Raw genomic sequence first — 20465 nt, forward strand, 5'->3', positions numbered from 1 at the left:
TGCTTAGACGGTAAATGAATCGATAATAAACCCGATATGTAATATAGAGAGTAAATAGATAGTGGGGGATTGGATGACGCAAAAATATACGCTTTATAAATTGATGGCTTCTGCAAGCATGCTGCCGGTATTAGCGGCAGGTGCTGCTGCTTCAGCAGAAGAAGGGCTGCAGGTAACCAAGGTAGAAAACATCAATACTACACAATTTGTCGTCTATTTCAATGAGCCGGTAGAGCTGGAGAAGATGACGAAAAGCACGGAGCTGCAGAAATACTTTAAGCTGGAGACAGCTGATGGAAAGCAGGCAATTTCTCTAAAAAGAGGAGAGCTGAGTAAGGATGGCCGTTCTTATCAGCTGACGACGAGTACGCCTGTTTCTGTTACTCGCGATTACCGCCTGCGCGTATTTAGCATTTACTCGCAGCACGGTGAAAAGCTTACTACATACAATGAGGTCGTCCGTTTTGCGAAGGACCAGACACCTCCTGCCATCCAGTCGGTAGAATGGGTCAATAAAAACCAATCGAGAGTGGTCTTTACAGAGCCGGTGAAAAACTATACGGCAAAATTCAAGCTGGAGAATGGGAAGGCTGTAACAGGAATCCGCACATCAATTGATGGCAATGTCCTGACATACCATTTAGGGAACGCCTATGCGGGCGGTAAATTTGTCGAGGATGGCAGTAAAATCATCGTTACGTATAACGGTGTAAAAGATTTAGCAAATAACCTGGCTAGACCGAGCCTGCTGACAGCTACGCTTACAAAGGGTGAATCAACTAACGCGAATTTACTTGTAACATCTGTAGAGCAGGTGGGGGAAAGAAATTTAAAATAACATTCAATCACCCACTGTACTTCCTGTATCCAAGCGATTTGGCAGTTTCTGCCGGTAAGAAAAAGCTTGCGGTTCAAAACGTGGAAGATATAGATGATAACTCATATATCGTGACAGTCAATGAAGCTTTAGAGGGTCAGGTAACAATCAGTACAGCACCTGATAGCTACGTGACAGATATGGAGACATGGGAGGATACAACCTTCTCTGTGAAACATGATTTTGATGCAGCAGCGGCCGGATTGAAAATTGTACAAACAGAAGTCATCCGGGAAAATAACCTGGAGTATTTGTTTATCAAGTTTAACAACAATGTAAGTGTGAACAGTCATACAGCAGCTTCCTATACAGGGCTCTATACGGAACCGAAGAGTCAGCGGAAAAAGCCGGTTGAAGGCAAGCAGGTAAAGGTACGCGCTGTCTATAATCAGCCGAACAAGGTAAAAATTCCTTTACGGGAATTGCTGCATCCGCATGATGTGGAACAGGCAGCATATGAAATGGACCTTGCGTTTACTGACCTTTCCTATGGCAGCATGGACGGCGGAACTGTCTCCTTCCAGCGCTCCAAGGACTATTCGTTTAATGGAGAGAAGCTGGAAGTAGTAGCGGTGAATACATCATTGACGGATACAAAGATTACAGATCCCCGATACATTACGATTGATTTTAATCAACCGGTTGAGGAATCAGTTGCTTCTGAGTTAGACAATTATGAGGTGCGAGGCTATAAGCTTGGGGAAGTACAGGTGAATCCGGAGAATCCAAAACAGGTGATTTTGAGAATTGAAAGCCGCAGCTACTGGTGGTATTTAACGCCGTATTTATATATAACTGACTTGCGCGCAGCCGGGTCTTACGAGGAAATAAGCGATTATTATGAACCGATTCCTCTGCCGGCAGTCGTTGCACCGCAGGAAAGCTATTGGAATCCATCCTTAACAGCAAAACATGCAAGAGAGCTTGTTTTATCGTTTGGTCAGGCTGTATCGATTTCCAATGAAAATGACTTTATCGTGACTGATAAGGACGGCACGTCGTACGGAGCAAAAGCAACTGTCGATCCGCTGAATCCAAAGAACGTTATTTTAACACTATCGAAGTCATTGCCAAACTATTCAACGATTACAGTAAAGCTGAAAGACGGTAAAGTTATTCGTGATATTTATCAAAACCCAGGCACATTTGAAGCGAAGTCTATCTATATTTCTACGCTGCCTTGGTATTCGTATTAATAACTAGTAAAAAATGTACATCCCGTATAAGAAGGGGTGTACATTTTTTGTTTTGGGATTGTTATGTGTTTTGCAGGTTCGACAGTTGTTCTGCTTTTCGCTGAAGATGGAGTGTGTATTTGACCAGGAATATAGGGATTAAAGAAGTTATGAGTATGATGGAAATGATAGATGGTGCTACTGCAACGCTGTTAATAAAGAAAGCATACATGTAGCCGATCACGCCCAATATGACGACCATGAAGAGGGTCGATAAGCGGGGGAAAAGAAAAGAAATCAAGCCACTCAGCGCCATGAGCACCAGTATAAGGATGGAAAAATGCGAATAAATAGTGAGATAAAGAATCACGTTATATCCTCCTTGTATCAATCTCCCGACTAGACGTATTGAAAAAACGAGAGATTCTATAATTAGATGAGGAAAGAGAAATTTCCTCTATTAAACATATGCAGCAAAAAGAAAAGACAGAATCAAAAATGATTCTGTCTAGTAACATATAATAGGATTTCCTTGAATCGCCGGTATTTTTCTGAAAGTCGCCGGTATTTGTCCCGAATTCGCCGATATCACATCAAAAATCGCCGGTATCTCCCAAACGACCAAGACCAAAAACCAAGGTTCTCCCATTTAAACTATGAAGTAATTGTTATGGCTGAAGAATAAATTTCACAATATCCCGCCATGTCACTTCACCGACATCTTCCCATTTATACTTTTCTAATGGGTAAGGGCGGAAAGCAGGGGCATAAATATTACGAGCTGTCCCGTCCAGCAGGATAGTACGGTCCTCGACTGCACCTGTAAATACCGTTACATCGTAAAGCTCTTCTTCGACTTCTTCCTCATCTTCTTGTTTCTGATTGAGGTCTACTGTATAAATTGTTTTTTCTTCTTCTGTTACTTCATCAACGACTTCTTCTTCCTCTACAGCCTCTTCCTCTGCAGGTATTTCCTCTTCTACGACTGCAGTCTCGTCTATTGTTCCTTGCTTTTTGAAGGCAACTTCGACTGGGACAAGGCGTGTTTTTCCGTCGTAGCCGATTGTGTAAATATGTGTGTTACCGATATCTGGCACCTCATATTCGACAATCCAATCGGTAGGAACAATGAAGCTGTTGAATACTTCGTCGGTTGTAATGGTTACATCAACCTTTTCGCCGAAAGGATAGTCAACAAGCATATCGAATGGCTGGATTTGCACTTCGTACAGTGTTTTGGCAGGGTCCAGCTTATCATGCTTATTCATTTCGTCATACCAGAGAGACTCAACTGCTGGAATCTCCTGCTTTTCAATGACTGTTCCTTCGATGATTCGCTCCTCATCCTTGCCTGCACGGATGATGATTTCTGCTTTTTGCTGAGGCTCAACGCGCTGCCATTGCTTTTCGTCGATGTAAGTGACGATGCTTTTATCAGCTGCATAGATGATGAAGGTAATTGTATCGCCGTCCTGCACGATATCTCCAACAACCCCATCAATAGGTGTTGCCAGTGCCTGATCCGTAATCAGCTCTGTCATCATCGCATCTAGAATCTCAATCTGGCGCTCCGTTTCCGCGATATGGCGGCGAATAATTGCTTCGCCCTCAGCAGTCGGAGTATTCTGGTCGATCCCAAACTCCAATGTTAAATCAATATTCCATAAGCCAGAGCTGCCAAGTGTTGTACTATCCGCAGCAGTCGATGAATTAGAAGATCCGGAAGCCATCGAAAGATCGGAAAGGATATTTTCCAGCTCTGCCAGTTCAGATTCATAGGCGCTTTGCTCAATTTCTAATTTCTGCTGTTCTTTTTCTACTGCATCCGATTTATAAATCGCTAGTTCCTGCTGGGCGGAAACTGTATCCCCGCGTTTAACAAGCACTTCTTCAATTGACTGAACAGGAGCAGCCAATCGCAGGTCGTCACTTGTTGCCAGGATGCCTTCTTTATCTAGCTCCTTTGTATGTATACCGCTGGCTGCATACTGGATATCATTTATATAGTAGGCTTTCTGGATGACGTCATTATTTTTCAGTGCAAGGTAGGCGTTAATGACGACAAGTAAAGCCACAATGAACCCAAAAATTTTAAACTTTTTATTAATCACCATCAGCCCAGCCCCCTTTGAATCCATTCGGCAATCGGCAGGATACTGATACCTGCAACGATGAGAGCCAGTACAATTTGTACACCGATCAGCTTCAGTAGCAGGGCGCGTTTGCCTTCTTCTTCCCATTGTGAAAGGAATGTATACTGTATGACAATCGCTATGACTGTTGATACCGTCAGCTGGTTCAAGAAGTATAACAGGAAGTCATCCTGGTACAGGTAGGCGGTCATCGGAGCTAATGAGAAAAATGTGAGAGGAGTAGAGAAACCTGCAATCACAAAAACGATGAACGTAAGAACCTTTTCCAACAGAATGAACGTAATAACATAAAGCTGTACCGTTTGAATCCATCTAAAAGGCAGATCTGTCAGTACATGCAACACGTATGTAAGAATAAAATAGTGGAAAATGAAAAATAGGATGGCCCATAAAACAGCGCCCCCGAGAGAAATAAGCCGGGCGAATTGATAACGGTCATCCAGACCATTTGCAAGGAGTGCAGTCAGGCCCTCCGTATGCATCCCCCATATGTTTCGTACGGCAAAAAATAGTAATGTGGTAAAAAATAAAATCCACAATGACTTTTTATAGCCGCGAACCTTCTCATATTCATCTCCATGCTCAAGTGCGTAAGTCAATGAGGATGGATTGAAGAGAAAGTGCCAAAAGCGGTATTGCAATACCATGTATACCATCCTTTCCAAATAATAGATCTCTACCTGTGTTTCCCCATATTCACTATTCCTAAACGGGTTTCTAGGAGAGTAATAGAATCAAAAATGGCTTCAATAAAGACGCCACTCCTATTATAACCTCTTTTTTGTTTTCCTCAATTAGCCAACCTATAAAATAGTACTAAATATATGGATGAAAATGTATCGTGGTTATTTTGTTTCGTGTACAATGGAAAAAGAACACCTAACAATAGGAGGATATAAAAGAGTGAAAGCTTCATATTATAAATTCGCGGCTGCTGCGGCGCTTACAGCAGTAGCAATTGCCTACGTGACAGAAGCACCGGCAAATGCTGCAGTACCGTTTAAAGACCTGCATAATGTAGGAGATCACTATACAGCAATTGATGAGCTTTATAATCTTCATATTATTGAAGGACGTACTTCAACGGCTTTTGCTCCCTACGAGGCAGCAACACGTGAGGAGCTTGCGCTTTTCATTGCCAATGCCCTGAAGCTGGACACGAAAAACGTAAAGGACCCGGGTTTTAAAGATGTACCGAAAAATAGCAAATACTACGGAGCGATTGCAGCGCTGAGCGAGAAGGGCATCATTAAAGGCTATAGCGATCAAACATTCAAACCGAAAGACACAGTGAAACGTTCACAAGTGGCGAAAATGCTTGTCCTTGGTTTTGATCTTGAGCTTGCAGGCTCTTCTACAACGAAGTTTAAAGATGTCAATAGCATTAAAGATACGGATACACGCCGCTACATCCAGACGCTTGTACAATATGGTGTCACACAGGGGACAAGCGCTGCGACTTTCAGCCCGAATGACGCAGTCAAGCGCGCACAGCTTGCAACATTTTTAAAACGCGCTATCGATTCTACAACAGCTGACCTTGAAATTATCAGCGTTGAATAACAATTGGAACTACCTCTCTTCATCTGAAGAAAGGTAGTTTTTTAATATAGAAATATCTAACATTTGGAAGATTTTTTTGTCTTCTCATAAATAAAAAGGTTCATTGGTCGATAGAAAGTTTAGAAGACTGTATAAAAAATGGTGTGTTTTATATAAAAAGAAAGGGTGACGATCAATGAAAAGTACTGCACGCGTCAGTGTACTGGCTGGCCTATTATTAGCACCGGCAGCTATTGCTAGTGCAAATGAGACCGAGACACCAATGGAGGGGGAACAGCTTGAACCGGCCGTAACGGAAGAGGTTAGTGCCACTGTAGTTCCTTATAATGTAGTCGCAGCAATTGATGTAAACAAAGAACGTATTGAAGAGCTGTTTAAATTAGATGGAAAGACGACAATCTCGAATTTTGCTACATATCAACAAATGGTGGATGAATTTTTCCCGGCTGATACTTTTGCAGCTGAAAATACATTATTAAAAGCAAAGCTGACGTTCTTACAAGGCTTACAGGATTTAAACACACGGGCAGCAAGTCTATCAAATGAAATAGGTTTATTAAAAACGACGCAGCCTAAATTATTCGACACTGTGCCGAAGCTGGTAAATGAGCGTGCGGCAATTGCTCAAACCTTCAAAGACATCCGTCAGGCGTTAGATACGGTAGTTTTAAGTAATGCAGCCTATTCAACAGAAGGGGATAACGTAACATATCCTTTCATAACTGACTTCGATACACAAGCGATGCAAACAGTAGACAGCTATTTAATGACAGTACAGGACTTTGAAGCATCCTTTATTAAAAATGTAAAAGTACTGGAAACCTTTGAACAGGATATTATTAAAGCAGAGGCCTTTGTTGAAGGAGGAACAATCCAGACGACAGATCAGGAGGGGAAGCCTGTAACACAAGAGGTACCTGCCTATGTTGAAACGATTGCAGATAAAGATATATTAATCGATGAAACAGAGGCGGCTGATTTTAAAAAAGTAGTAAACAAAGCGAATCAATTTTACAACGAGAAAATGACAGCAAATGAAAAGAAAATTGCTGATTCGCATATGCTTCCTGATGAGCGGCTGGTGGCAACTGTGATGAAACAGGCTAATGATGATTTATCAAAAGCAGATAAAGTGACGGAACTAATTGCAGGGATTCAGTCTGTAACAGGAAAAGACTACAAGAGCAAGGTTGGAAAAATTGTTTCTGAATATGACAAATTAAATGTTCGCTCAAAAATGCTTGTGCTTGACTATGATAAGAAAGTAGCTAACCAAGTCATTGATGAGAAAAATGCTGGCTATAAGGATGGACTTGATTTTATTGCGTTGGTGGATGCCTTAAAACCAAGTGCAGCAGCTGAATACCGAACTGCTTTAAAAGAAGCTGAGGATGCTTATAACATGCTGGCTGCAAACCTTCAAACCTTGCTTGCTGATTATAATGTGAACTTAGGTTTATATCGTGCCGATGTAACAGCTGCAGAGGCGGTTGAAAAAATAATTGAAGGCTTAACGACGAATAAAGATGTAACCTCAGAGAACATCACAGCTGCAAGAAAGGCCTATGATGCCCTTACATCAAGTCAAAAGAAAATCGTCGACAATTATAAAGAATTACAAGCATGGGAAAAGTCAGGAAAGACAACAATAAAGCTAAGCGATCAAATCAATTCAGTCGTAGTAGAGAATAAAAAGACATTTGCTACAAAAGTAGAATCACTCAATAAAACATACGGAGAGTTAAGTGCCGGCGAGCAGTCGCTCGTAATGAGTTATCCTCGTTTGAAGTATCTTACACCATTCGCCGCTGTTACAGGGAAATTCTATAACCTAAAGACATCGGCAGACAGCTATAAAGCAGATGTATTTGCTTTGCATATGGCATTAACTTCACAAACAGGCGATCTTGTTGCTATTTTAGACGACAGTAAGACAAGCACTGAAGATAAAACAGCTTTACAAAAATTGAAGGATGACTTGGCAGCAGCGGTCACTGTTTTAAAAGATCAACTAGATCATGCGGATCCCGTTATCCAAGCGATTGAGGCTGCCAAAAATGAACAAGAAGCCGTGCAGCAGCTTATTGCTATCCAAGCAGCACGTGAGGCATATAATGCTCTTCCGAAAAATGAGCAGAAGCTCGTCACAAACCTCAAAACATTAACAGAGCTGGAGAAGCAAGTAAAACAGCCGGCTACTGTTACAAAGGCGATTGAGGATGTAGATCCAGAGGCGAAAACATTTGCCAGCAAGGCTAAATCAGCTGTGAATGCCTTTGAGAAGCTGACAGGATCACAAAAAGCGTTTATTTCGGAAGAAAACAAAAATCGTGTGGAAGATTTCAAAACATATCTTGCATTTGTTGATCAGGTAAAGGCATTGAAACCAAGTGATGCAGGGTTCCAGGAAGCTTACAAGGCTGCGAAGGAACAATACGATCAATTAATGAAAGAAGATGCTTGGAAATCATCAGAAGCTTACAAAAAGAAAATCATTGAAGTCGTTAAAGCATATGAATTTACATTAGAAGCTTTTAATCAGGCAATCGTGTCAGGCAGTGGATTAGTGATTGCTATCGATAAACTTGGACTATTGATAGGCCAGCAATTTTTAAATGAGGTAGAACGTATTGAGGCTGCCTATGCAGCGCTTTCTGCCGACGGAAAGAAACAGGTAACAAACTATAAGCAGTTCCAAGAGTTGAAGAAAGATGGTACGGCTGCTTTAAAAGTGGTTGATTTAATCAATGACGCAATCATCAAAAATGTAGATGTAGCGAATCGAAGCTATGCTAAAAAGGTTGACTCTGCCTTAAAAGCATATGAAAAGCTGACTTCCCGCCAGAAATCCTATGTATATAACTATACTAGCGGATTGCAGCCGTACTTGAAAATTTATCAAGTAGTAGAAGCAGTGGATAATTTAAAGCCAACTGCGAAAACATATATGGAAGATGTTGCAGCAGTTCGTGCGATGTATGACCGCTTAACAGATATTGAAAAGCGCTACCTTGCCCCTCTTCTAGATAAAATACAGGGAGCAGAGGCAGGCCTCGTAACGGTCAATGAGGTAATGAATATGATTGATGAGGCGCGTCCAGGTATAGAAGACTATGTCCAAAAGCTTGTCGCAGCACGAGAAGCGTATGATAAGCTGGCACGCATCAACTCCTCATACCAGAAGCTTGTTTTAAATTACAAGACACTGCAGGAGCGGGAAAAGGCCCTAAAGCCAGTTACGACATCAATCCATCAAATTAAAGAGCTAGAGGAAATGCTGGCTCGCCCGGTTAATGAAGCTTCGGATTTTGTGCGGAAGTATAACACAGCAGTGAAGGCGTATGAGGCAATCCCGTATGAAAGCCGAGAACTTGTCTATAACAGGGAAGTACTGCTTTCTACTATTTATCCAGTAGCAAAGACGATGGAGGCTATTCTGAATATTAAGCAGACAAGCGCGACATTTGGTCAGGACGTGGCAAAAGCACGGGCTTGGTACGATAGCCTATCAGCAGCGGATAAAGCACTAATTAGTAATTATCGTGACTTGCTGGCGTTTGAACAGACAGTATCCGGTGGGTCTGCGGTGGATGAATTGATCCGCCAAATTCCTCGCACGGGCCCGTCTCAATATATGCAGGCAATCAAGGAAGCCCGAGCTGCTTATGATATGCTCACAGCAGCAGAAAAAAAGGCTGTAACCCTTTATAAAGAGCTTCAAAATTATGAAAAAGGGGTAAAGAACGTACAAGCAGCAATCGACGCGATCGATAATCTGCAATTTGCGAGCAATCTTGTATCGGCTTATGATAAGGCGACAAAAGCACTGGATAAGCTGACAGCGGAGCAGCGGCAAATGGTGCATAATCTTAGCAAGCTGCAAAGCGTTGGTCCGGCTATTGAGGTATACAAATTGATTGCCTCTTTGAAGCCGTCAAACCCTAATTATGCGGGCAGCGTACAGGCGGCTTATGCAGCTTATAATATGCTATCAAGTACTGAGAAGCAGTTTGTTACAAACTTTGCTGCACTTCAGGAAGCGAAAAATAATGTAGATATCGTGCAAGAGGTTATTTCGAAGATCGCAGGTCTTTCTTCTTCTTCAGGTAATTACTCGAAGCAGGTTGAAGAGGCATTGGCACTCTATAACTCCTTGCCATCCTCTATGCGCAAGCTAGTCACGAATTATGATGTGCTGAAAAGTGCACAAAAAGAGGCGGATGCAGTAGACAAGGTGCGTGCCATGATTTCGGAAATCAATCCGAATGTAGGCAACTTCTCATCTAAAGTAAAGGCGGCGCGCTCTGCTTATGATAAGCTATCAACACAGCAAAAGCGTCTCGTTACAAATTACTTCCTATTAGAGGACTATGAAACCCAGCTAAACGGTTCATCGTTATTTTTCTAAACATATTGTTTTTTAAAGAAATTTTGGTACTATAAATGAATGAACTTCGCCTTTCATATATTGAAAGGCGAGTTTTTATTGAGAAGGGGAGGTACGCAATTTGAAGAAAATAGGTATTCGAATCATTTCTTTTCTACTCATCTGTTTATTAGTATTTCCTCCGATGGCAGGAGCCAAGAGCGTGCAAGCCAATGACGTAAAGACTACTGATTGGTCCGCATCCTCTATTAATAATATGTTGAAAAATGGCTATATGCATGTCGATCAAAATAGCCGCTTTTGGCCTCACCGGGCTGCTACCCGGGCCGAAGTAGCAGAAACTATTGCCAGCGCGCTGCAATTGCCGCTGAATGCTTCTATATCCTTAAAAGCTACAGATCTTCCAGCTTCACACCCGCAATACCAGGCAATTCGTAAGCTGGTAGAGCTTGGTGTCATGGATAATCGGGCGTCTATTTATCCGGATAGTAAAGTAACACGTGCTCAAATGGCAAAAATGCTGTCCATTGCGTTTGAGGTAGTCGTAGACAATAAAAATGAAGCGAAATTTGCTGATTGCGGGCCTCGTTACTGGGCAACAAATTATATTGAATCGCTTGCAGATGCAGGGATTGTTCACGGAAAACCGTATCAAAAATATGATCCAAATGGGCATGTGACACGGGCACAGCTGGCTGCAATGGTTTCCCGGAGTCTTTATTTTGAGTCGCAAATTGCCAAGCTGGAAATTGCATATGATTTTTTAGGAAAAACATATATTTCGACGTTTAAGGAAAATGAAGCCTGGGTAAATGAAACAATAACAATGGTAAATGCAGAGCGGAAAAAGCAAGGCTTACCTGCATTGGTACATGATCCATATTTAGACCAGCTTGCGGTTATTAAAATACAAGATATGTTTGAGCATGAATATTTTGCGCATGAGTCACCATATTATGGTCACCCATGGGACATGGCAACCATTTATGAATATGAGTTTTCAAGCTTTGGCGAAAACATCGCAAGATATATCTCCACACCGCGTGAAGCGCTCAAAGCATGGATGGCTTCTGCTCCGCATAAAGCGAATATTTTAAAGTCTACCTATACTCATCTGGGCATCGCGGTTAAAAAGGACGATAATGGAAAATATTACTGGGTACAGCTGTTTTCCAGTAAATAATATGTAAAATAATGGTCTGTAATATTACAGCAGTATTACGGGGCTATTTCTTGATGTGTATAATTTTGCTATAGAAAGCACTAAACGTCTAGCTTTGGCTAGATTTTTAGTGCTTTTTTGTTCTTAGTGAAACTGTTACACAAGTGAAAAATTATGGAGCAGTATTCTGTGTTAGTCTTTATGTAGGCAAAAAAACCAACAGTTTTGAAGGGAGTATTAAATACTTATCATGAAAAAATGGTTATTACCGGTTTTTGCATCATTTATGATTTTTGCAGGAACTGCTACAGATAATGCAGAAGCAGCAACACAAAACGAATTAACTACAACAGCTTATAAATATATCGGTGTTCCATACGTTTATGGAGGCACAACAACTCGAGGATTAGATTGTTCAGGCTATACACAGCTAGTATTTAAACAATTGGGCATTTCAATTAACCGTACCTCATCAGCACAATATAACCAAGGTACAGCGGTTTCAAAAAGCAACCTGCAAATTGGAGATCTAGTATTCTTCAATACATCAGGCAGCGGTGTATCGCACGTAGGGATTTATGTAGGAAATAACAAATTTGCACACTCAGGTACAAGTACAGGTGTAACGACAGCAAGCCTGGGAACATCTTATTGGGCACAACGCTATGTCGGAGCAAAACGTATTACTACTTTTACGAACGGTACAACACAAGCAGCAGCGAGTGAAGTAAAAAACGCAGCAATCGACTTTAAAATCTACGCATCCCGCGGAGAGGTAGCAAATCGATTGGCGAAAGTATTAGGGGTTAATACATCAGATACAAACTCACCGTTTTCAGATATTAAATCTTCTTCTACATACGCAGGAGTAGCAACAGCAATGTATAAGTTAGGTATTTTCACAGGTACAAACGGTAAATTTAACGCTGGTTCACCACTAACTCGTTCACAAATGGCGAAAGTATTAGTCGAAGCATTCGACCTAAAAATGACAAATAAAACAGTTAGCTTCAAGGATGTAAAACCTGGAAGCTGGGACTACGATTACATTCGAATTTTAGCTTCTAACGGTATTACAATTGGTAAGCCAAATGGTACATATGGTGGAACAGATTATGTAACATTAACTCAATTAAATACATTCATAGAACGCGCTAAAAATATGTAAAGTAGATTGTCTACTTTTGTAAGAATAAGGCTACCAACCATAATCTAGCAAAAGTTTTACAATAAAAGCTGAGAGGTTTCCTATGGGCGCCTCTCTCTTTTTTTGTATTCAAAACAGGTATTTTTTTCTAAAATAGGATATGATACAATAAAAATATGATACTTTGCAATAGGTAGATTCAATAGTGAGTATGAGAATGCTAGTTTTAAGTTTTGTTGAATAAAGTCTTTTTTAGTGGTCTGTGCTGTGAGAAATAGGGCTTTTTGTCGCCGAAAGCATCAAGGGCGGTTCGCGGTATTGGAAAGAAGGACAAATATACGTAATTTTCGCTACTAGAGGGGGGATAAGGTAAAAAAGCCATATATTATTTATATAAAAAATTTGTTAGAATGGTAATGTTTTAAAAAACAGAAGGAGGAAAAAAGACATTGTCTTTTAAGAAATTCACTTTAACTTTTGTCGTCGTCATCATGTCAATGTTCAGTATACAGAGTGTGTATGCCAGCCCGCATTTTGCTGATATTCCTACTTCACATGAAGCTTATAAAGAAGTGAGCTATCTAGTAGATAAAGGCGTTATTAAAGGGTATAACGTAAATGGCAAACAGATGTTTAAGCCAGGAGAAAACGTCAAAAGATGGCAAGTAGCGAAGATGGTTTTAATCGCTGCAGGTATTGATGTCCCACAAACATCAAAGTCATCCTTTAAAGACGTACCAGCAGGATCAGAGGTGTCCATGTATGTAGAAAAGGCCGCTCAGCTAGGCATCATTGCGCCTACTACCAGTACAACTTTTTCACCATACATAGCGATTACGCGTGATGAAATGGCGAAAGCTTTGGCAGTAGCATTTAAGCTAGATAGCAATAAGTATGAAAGCTTAGAAGTTCCATTTTCTGATATTAAGCCGTCGAATGCGTATTACAAGTACATTTCAGCGATTTATTATGGAGGCATCACACAAGGAACAGCTGGGAAATATTTGCCTAAAAATAATGTAACACGCGGTCAATTTGCATTATTTGTTGCTCGTGCTGCTTCCAGCACGTACCGACTACCATTACCAGTGCAAGGAGTAGGCGTCCCGAATGAGTCGGACGCAATCATGCAGGTAAAGGTCAACACAAATAATCTAAATATCCGTTCGTCAGCTGTATTTACAGGAAGTAATAATGTCATGGGGAAAGTAAACACAGGGCATATTTTTAACGTCTACTTTGAAGGCGCAGATTACTATAAAGTAGAATATAACGGAAAATACGGTTATATCTATAAACAATATGCAGATAAAGTAATTAGTGTGGACAACCCATCAACTGGAACACCGCCAGAAGAGGAAAAGCCAGCTCCACCGGCAACTACTGCGAAAACAATCGGAGTTGCGACAGTGGATAGTCTGAATATTCGTTCTCAAGCTTCAGTCAGCTCAGCGGCTATTGGAAGCATTAACCGTGGTACGAAAGTAGATGTTTTATCTATTTCAGGCAGCTGGGTAAAAGTTTCCTATAACGGTAAAACAGGTTATATTAGCAAAACATATCTTCGTTTAGTAAATACATCTGGTTCACCTGTCGCAGGTCGTATTATTGTAATCGACCCAGGTCATGGCGGTAAGGATCCGGGTGCAGTAAGCAATAATGCTGTAGAGAAAGCAATTGTTTTCAACACAGCAAGTAAGCTGCAGAAAAAGCTGGAGGCTGCAGGTGCTGTCGTGAAAATGACACGTACTGGAGACACGTATCCAAGTCTGGAAGACCGTGTTGCTTTTGCTAAAAAGAATAATGGTGAAATTTTCATCAGTATCCATGCCAATTCAGCAAGCGCCTCCGCGAATGGTACAGAAACATTCTATAGTAAGAGTGCGAATGATAATGAAAAAGAAGATTATGCATTAGCGAAACTCATCAACGATGAAATCGTAAAAAATGCGAAAATGAATGATCGTAAGGTAAAACGTGAGGACTTTTATGTCATTCGCAATCTTTATATCCCAGCAGTTCTTGTAGAGCTTGGGTTTGTTACAAATAGTGCAGACCGTGCCAAGCTGACAGATGATGCATATATTGAAATCTTTGCACAATCCATCTACAACGGGATTACAAAGTACTACGCACAGTGATGAGAAAACCGCTTTAGGAAGCGGTTCATCAAAAGGCTATTCCGTAAGACTACAGTTTACGGAATAGCCTTTTTTATTTTCCTATGTTTTTTTTAATAGGCTCCAAGGATTTTATGTTATAATGCAAAGAGCAAAATATAGAGAGGAAAGGTAGACATCTGAGGATGTTGATTTATTACTATGTTACAGAACTTTAAGCAATTTACTAATAAAATAAATAAGATTGATACTTTTTCACCTTATTTCTTTTTACCGTTCATTTTAGCTTTATATTTCTTCCTAAGTTTATTTGACTTCAGCCGTTTTGATTTGTTTAATGTACGCGTATCGATTTGGCCGGCTGTCTTTTTAGCAATTGCCTGCTATTATATCGGCGTTTACATCGTGGATAAACTGGGCTGGACATTCCCGACATTCGGTCTTTCAGTTTTAGGGAAATACGTGATGCATTTTGTCGTATTACTGACGCTCATCGGTCTTGTCGCGTACATCACGATGATCCTCCAAGGAAGTATCGGAATCTCGGATGAATCAGTACGACGAGGGCTTGATCCAAAGCTGAACTTCCTGAGCCAGCTATTATGGTTTGGTGTGTTATTACTATTATCTTATCGCATGATTAAAGAAGACAATATGACATGGAAGAAAGCGATCGTTTATGCGCTTGCTTTTGCAGTCGTAATGACAGCCTTCCTGTTAATGGGGTACCGTACTCCACTGGTCGTTATGCTATTTACAGGTCTTATCATTTTCCATTACTGTGTGAAACGTATCAAGCTGACATGGTTCCTGGCATTTATTGCTGTAGTAGGACTGTCATTTGCGATGTTTGGTTTCGCCCGTGTACTAACGGAAGATACATCAAATGAATTCAATGACCGCAGCCAGCCGGATCGTGAACATATGGCAGAAGAGGAAGTTGACAAACTGATTTCTGCGGAGCGCCGTGTAAATCTAACACCGAAATGGGTTCGTGCTATCAACCAAGAGATGGTAACAAGCCATATTGTATTAAGTAAAATTATTGAGTATACAGAAGAGGAAGGCTATACTGGCGGTGAGATGCATAAAGGCATTTTCACAACCATTCTTCCTGGTGAGCAAGTATCACCGCGTATGCTTGTAACAGAGGTAGTGAACTCGTTAAGTACAGAGGAAGGTAAGTATATTACACGTGAGGGGCGTACAACGACACCGACATTCATCGGTCAGCTGTTCCTTGACGGCGGCTATTTATTAGTAGCGATCGGCTTCCTATTATACGGAGCGATTATTTCACTCGTCTACAATAAAATTAAACAAGCGGGCGTGAAGACGTTCCACTCCGTGGCTTATGCATTCGTTATTACACTGTTCACAGTATCGATGCATACAGGTCTGCTTGATCTTATCTTTGTATTAATGTTTGGTTTCGTCGTTCTGGCGTCATCTATTCAAAGTTCAAACAACAGCAAAAAACTTGCTTAATGAAAGCAATTGGCAGAAGGAATGTTCCTTCCGCCAATTGCTTTTTCTTTTTTGGGGATTTTATCTAGGCTAAAGGTTATAAACCACGTAATACAGAGCTGGATTCGCGTAATAAACCCCTATTTTCGCGCAATCTAGGCCAAATTCGCGCAATCTAACAAAACACCCCCTGCTATTTATTAGATAGAAGAGGGTGTTCATTCTTGAAAGCTGCAACTTATTTCGACGTATTCTCCAGCGAGCGCATGATAAATGTAGCGAACTGTTGTCGTGTTACCGCACTGTACGGACTATAGAGCGTTGCCGTTGTCCCTGTTGTAATGCGGTGATGATAAAGTGTTGCGATATTGCGGTACTGATTATAAGAGCTTGCTGTGCCGATATCGGTAAATACGATATCACTTGTTCCTTGTAATGCAAAGCCCTTCACGAGTGCCTGGGCCATTTCACCGCGGCGCATCGGCGCATCCTTGGCAGCCTGTCCATTTTCAAGATTGAGTAAGCCCATCTGGTAGGCAGTAGCTATTACATCATAGCCATACGCGCCTTTTTTTAAGTCCGTAACAGAGCTTGGCAAAGCAGCGGATACAGACGGAGTAATACCTTTTGCACGCAGCAGCATCATCATTGCGTTTAAGCGGGAAACGTTAGCAGTTGGCTTAAAAGTTTGATTGCCGTAGCCTGTGATAACCCCGAGTTTTGCGGCGTTAAGAATATTTTGGTAGTGGCCGTTGCCCGAACTGACATCTTTAAAGCCAGGGAAGTTTGAGAAAGCTCCTTTGTTACCCTGTTTCGTTAGTGTATGTGTCTCAGCTCTTGTAATATAGCCGGAACGGTCATGGCGTGTTTCTTCAAATGTCACCTTCACTGTATACGTTCCATCCTTTATACTGCCCGGTAAAAGAATTTCAAATTTTTCTGCATAGCTCGACACATCATTCGGGCTAGGTGAAAGGCCGACTAATACTTTTTCATATTTGCCGATTGCTTTGTTGCCGGAATCCAATATATGGACACGCAGCTTGCCGCGTACCGGTATGTCACCGGTATTTGTTGCTGTTACTGTACCCCGAACGGCAAATGTCTTTTGGGGTGTCATATTGGCCGTATAATTCGACGCGGTAAGCTTCACATTGTAGTTACGCGGCTTAAAAGTATTCGATCCTTCGAGCAGCCATTCCATAGAAGCAGAAAGTACAGCTTCTGCATCCTTTTCGCCCTTTGTTTCGCTATAAGCTTTTCCTGAGTCCTCTTGCCATCCGCCTTCATGCTTTTCTACGCCGACATAGTCATAGATTTTAAATGGTGCATGGACAATGCGCCCGGCTCCATATTCCAGAGCAAATAAGGCACCAGACTGTCCTTTTTTGACGTTAGCAGGCTTATCTGTCGAACTATAGTCGGAGATAACTAGCAATGGCTTAATAGAAGGTTTCCAAGGCTGAACGATTTCATACCATTCATTTGCCGATTCTGTTAACTGAAGAGAGCTGCGCCCCAGCTTTTGATAAGCTTTTGACAAAATTGGATGTGTAACGCCTGGAGTATTGGTGATTTTAGCCTCACGCAGCTGTACATCATCTATAAAGCGGGTCTGGAAAATTTCCGTTAAATTGTCCCATTCCCACACCCAGGTTAACGTGTCAAAGATGAGCGGTGTTAAATCTAAATCAGCAGGGCTTTTCGCCAGTTTTGCTAATTCATTACGGGCTGTAGCATATAAAATTTGTACATTGCCGCCGCCGTAAATATAAGCCTTTACATTTTCCCGCTGCTTGTGATTCATCAAAACGGAATAGGGGAAGACGATAACATCGTATTTGTTCAATGCCTCCAGATTATTGAGCTCATCATGGCTCAGCTTCGCAACAGAAAAGCCTTCTTCGCGATAGAAGTAATACATCTTCAGTGCTTTATCGTTAATAGGGCTATATTTTACCTTTGCTGAAACGCTGACAGGCTGTGTTGCGTAGGGAAGAGTCATTGCATTGTTTTTCCCTGGATTTGTGGAAAGGGAGTAGTCATTAATGACATCCGAGAACAGAATACCGACCTTCTGCTCTGAGTCAGCCTTACTGGTCTGCGGTAGAGCGATAACACATGCAAGAAGAGCAATGATAGTAATAACTAATTTTTTCATATATAGTCTCCTTCCTGATCAATTACCTATCTTTCGGACTGTAAATAATAGAAGAGGGTATTGAAATATGTTCCCTAGATTCCTATTAGCTAAAGTTAGATAAAAAGATATTGAATAGAATGATTAGTTGTTTGTTTACATAAATAAGGACTGGAGTTTAATGGTACGCCAAAAAGTAAGGCAAAAGGTGTGATTCGCGTAATAGATAGCCGAATTCGCGCAATAAACATTGGATTGTGCGCAATCCAATAAAAAACCCCTCTTCCACTAGAAGAGGGGAGGGATCATACATAGAAGGACTCCTAATCTACAGTTCACTTTATTTAGTTGTCTGCAGAATATCTACGTATTGTTTATTGACATAACCAACAGGTAACCCTTTTTGCTCGCCTATAATCTCGAACCATTCTGGTAGATTATCACTTGTGATAATTACCGGTAAATTTTTACGCTTGTACGTATACAATGGCGAGTTATTTGCTGTTGTTGCAACAGAACGAATGTTTAAGCCGACTGTTGTCGTCAAGCCAATTGTGTAAGGATTACGAGCATCCTTAAAGCCAAGGTATTTATCGGCACGGTAGAAATGACCGGCTGCTTTCGCTCCCCAGTATGGGTCAGAAGCATACTTTACATTAATACCAAGCGATTTCGAGCCGAATATCGCTCCGTGAGCATACGATGCATTGGCAGGAATGTAATTTTTCCAAATGAACTGGTTGATATACTCTAAAACATTTGCTTCAACAGATTCAAAGTTTTTGTTTAACGGATTCGTATCGTATACATACAGACCGAATAAGTTATTTAGCTTTTGCGCATGGTCACTCATACCGTGGTCACTTTCGTGGAAGGCAAGTGCCAGCACCATCAGGGCATTGACATTATACTGTTCTTCCATTTTCTTAAGTGTTGAACCGAGACCGACCAGCTTACTGATTTTGGTTGCGTTCGCATACTTCGAGCTTACTTTTTCCCGTTCAGCCAATGCATAGTTGATGTAACGATCTAGTTCTTCAGCAGTATATTGCGTTTTAGAATAAATTGGTAAAAACTGATAATAGTTATAGTGGGTGAATGACTCTCCATTTCCCGAGAAATAAATACCATCCCAGCTATAGTAGGCAGCACCGCTGTTCATCTGGGCAGGTGCCTTGCCTGATGTATAGCTGCCTGTCACTTTTCCTTCTGTATTTACTAGATAGTGACGCAGCTCGCCGCCTTCATTTTTATAGTAAGAGCGGCCTTTTGATGTAGCAAATGGAATCAACGTAACATCCTCAACCGATACAGTTCCAATTTGGCCTGCTAGATTGACACGGACATTTTCACCATCACTGCCGGAGTACTGCATTTCAGTAGCGGCTGCAACGGCGATTTTATCCCCAGCTGTTTCAGACGGCAGGGCAAGGTACTTATTTGAAACGACATAGCCAAGGCCGGATTTCATATAAACGATTTTATCGCCTTTAGTAATAACTTGTGTATTATGATCTGTTATTTGATTATAAAGAGCATCGTACGAAACAGAAGTTTGCCCTGTAGAGACAAGCTCTTTATTTCGAATTGCTTTAATCTCATACACATCGAATTTTGTATCCGGATCTCCTAAATATTCATTCAAGCGATAAATAAATGTTGCTGTTTGGGCACGATTTGTATTTTGTGCAGGGTAGAAGTATGTGCCATCCTTCATTGGTGTCCCTTTAATGATATTTAAATGGGCGCCGACTGCTACGGCATGACGATATGCAGGTAAAATTTGCGACTGGTCTTTGAAAGTAGTCGCTTTAGGTGAATCGACAGAAACCTTCAAATGAATTAACGCACGTTCAATCATGACAGCCATATGGACACGGCTGATTGTAGCATTCGGATTGAAAGACTTTCCGCCATAGCCAGTAACAATTTGGGCTGCGGCAGCCTTTTGGATAGATGCATAATATGGCGAATTTTTTGGTACATCCGTAAAATCTGTCGTAGATTCTGCATCAGGCAGATTTAATGTCACCGCTAAATAGTGCGCAAACTCCGCACGCGTTACCATATTGTTAGGATAATAGTTGCCTTTGCTATCAGGAGTTAAGGCTCCTTTTAAAATTAAGTAGCGTAGACTTTTTTCGTGGTAAGTGCCTGTTATATCGTCTGCAGCACTAGCCGAGATGGTGAACGAAACCATGAGCAATAGGACAATTGGGAACAGTAACAGCTTTTTCATTCTCTATTTCCTCCTTCTTTCATAAGTTTATAGTA

13 protein-coding genes are annotated in these 20465 nt (G+C 41.2%); 8 read left to right on the forward strand and 5 right to left on the reverse strand.

The window, feature by feature from the left end; genetic code table 11:
* Positions 1-73 precede the first annotated feature (73 nt).
* Together AA0Y26_RS02540 and AA0Y26_RS02545 are read left to right on the forward strand one after the other, a co-directional pair.
* Positions 74-838 (forward strand): hypothetical protein, encoded by a 765-nt coding sequence (locus AA0Y26_RS02540; protein ID WP_413364832.1) that lies wholly within the window; start codon positions 74-76, stop codon positions 836-838.
* 38 nt (positions 839-876) lie between these two features.
* Positions 877-2073 carry a hypothetical protein gene (locus AA0Y26_RS02545; protein ID WP_413364833.1) on the forward strand — a complete coding sequence of 399 codons (1197 nt, stop codon included), beginning with the start codon at positions 877-879 and terminating at the stop codon, positions 2071-2073.
* Positions 2074-2134: 61 nt separating this feature from the next.
* Here AA0Y26_RS02545 and AA0Y26_RS02550 read toward each other — a convergent pair whose 3' ends face one another.
* From AA0Y26_RS02550 to AA0Y26_RS02560, 3 genes are all read right to left on the reverse strand, one after another.
* Complete coding sequence (locus AA0Y26_RS02550) at positions 2135-2422, reverse strand: hypothetical protein (protein ID WP_413364835.1); 288 nt, start codon at positions 2420-2422, stop codon at positions 2135-2137.
* A 298-nt stretch (positions 2423-2720) separates the two neighbouring features.
* Positions 2721-4166, reverse strand: a complete 1446-nt coding sequence (locus AA0Y26_RS02555; protein ID WP_413364837.1) for an HlyD family secretion protein — start codon at positions 4164-4166, stop codon at positions 2721-2723.
* Positions 4166-4861: an amino acid transporter gene (locus AA0Y26_RS02560; protein ID WP_413364838.1), complete on the reverse strand. Its 696-nt coding sequence runs from the start codon at positions 4859-4861 to the stop codon at positions 4166-4168. The genes AA0Y26_RS02555 and AA0Y26_RS02560 overlap by 1 nt, the downstream gene beginning before the upstream one ends.
* A gap of 247 nt (positions 4862-5108) precedes the next feature.
* On the opposite strand from AA0Y26_RS02560, the gene AA0Y26_RS02565 reads away from it, so the two are divergent.
* The 6 genes from AA0Y26_RS02565 to AA0Y26_RS02590 all read left to right on the forward strand — a co-directional run bounded on the left by AA0Y26_RS02565 (position 5109) and on the right by AA0Y26_RS02590 (position 16072).
* Positions 5109-5768, forward strand: a complete 660-nt coding sequence (locus AA0Y26_RS02565) for an S-layer homology domain-containing protein (protein WP_413364840.1) — start codon at positions 5109-5111, stop codon at positions 5766-5768.
* 175 nt (positions 5769-5943) lie between these two features.
* Complete coding sequence (locus tag AA0Y26_RS02570) at positions 5944-10176, forward strand: hypothetical protein (protein WP_413364842.1); 4233 nt, start codon at positions 5944-5946, stop codon at positions 10174-10176.
* Positions 10177-10276: 100 nt separating this feature from the next.
* Complete coding sequence (locus AA0Y26_RS02575) at positions 10277-11338, forward strand: S-layer homology domain-containing protein (RefSeq protein ID WP_413364844.1); 1062 nt, start codon at positions 10277-10279, stop codon at positions 11336-11338.
* Between the two features lie 226 nt (positions 11339-11564).
* Complete coding sequence (locus AA0Y26_RS02580) at positions 11565-12485, forward strand: NlpC/P60 family protein (RefSeq protein ID WP_413368022.1); 921 nt, start codon at positions 11565-11567, stop codon at positions 12483-12485.
* 428 nt (positions 12486-12913) lie between these two features.
* Entirely contained in the window at positions 12914-14605 is a 1692-nt protein-coding gene (locus tag AA0Y26_RS02585) for an N-acetylmuramoyl-L-alanine amidase (protein WP_413364846.1), read from the forward strand.
* A 180-nt stretch (positions 14606-14785) separates the two neighbouring features.
* Positions 14786-16072 (forward strand): oligosaccharide repeat unit polymerase, encoded by a 1287-nt coding sequence (locus AA0Y26_RS02590; RefSeq protein WP_413364848.1) that lies wholly within the window; start codon positions 14786-14788, stop codon positions 16070-16072.
* Between the two features lie 217 nt (positions 16073-16289).
* On the opposite strand, the gene AA0Y26_RS02595 is transcribed toward AA0Y26_RS02590, so the two are convergent.
* The gene (locus tag AA0Y26_RS02595) at positions 16290-18212 is read right to left on the reverse strand and encodes an S-layer homology domain-containing protein (RefSeq protein ID WP_413364850.1); all 1923 of its coding nucleotides are present in this window, start codon (positions 18210-18212) and stop codon (positions 16290-16292) included.
* A gap of 319 nt (positions 18213-18531) precedes the next feature.
* Positions 18532-20430 (reverse strand): S-layer homology domain-containing protein, encoded by a 1899-nt coding sequence (locus AA0Y26_RS02600; protein ID WP_413364852.1) that lies wholly within the window; start codon positions 20428-20430, stop codon positions 18532-18534.
* Positions 20431-20465: the final 35 nt, after the last annotated feature.

The organism is Lysinibacillus canaveralius (assembly GCF_047301505.1).
Taxonomy (GTDB): domain Bacteria; phylum Bacillota; class Bacilli; order Bacillales_A; family Planococcaceae; genus Lysinibacillus_B.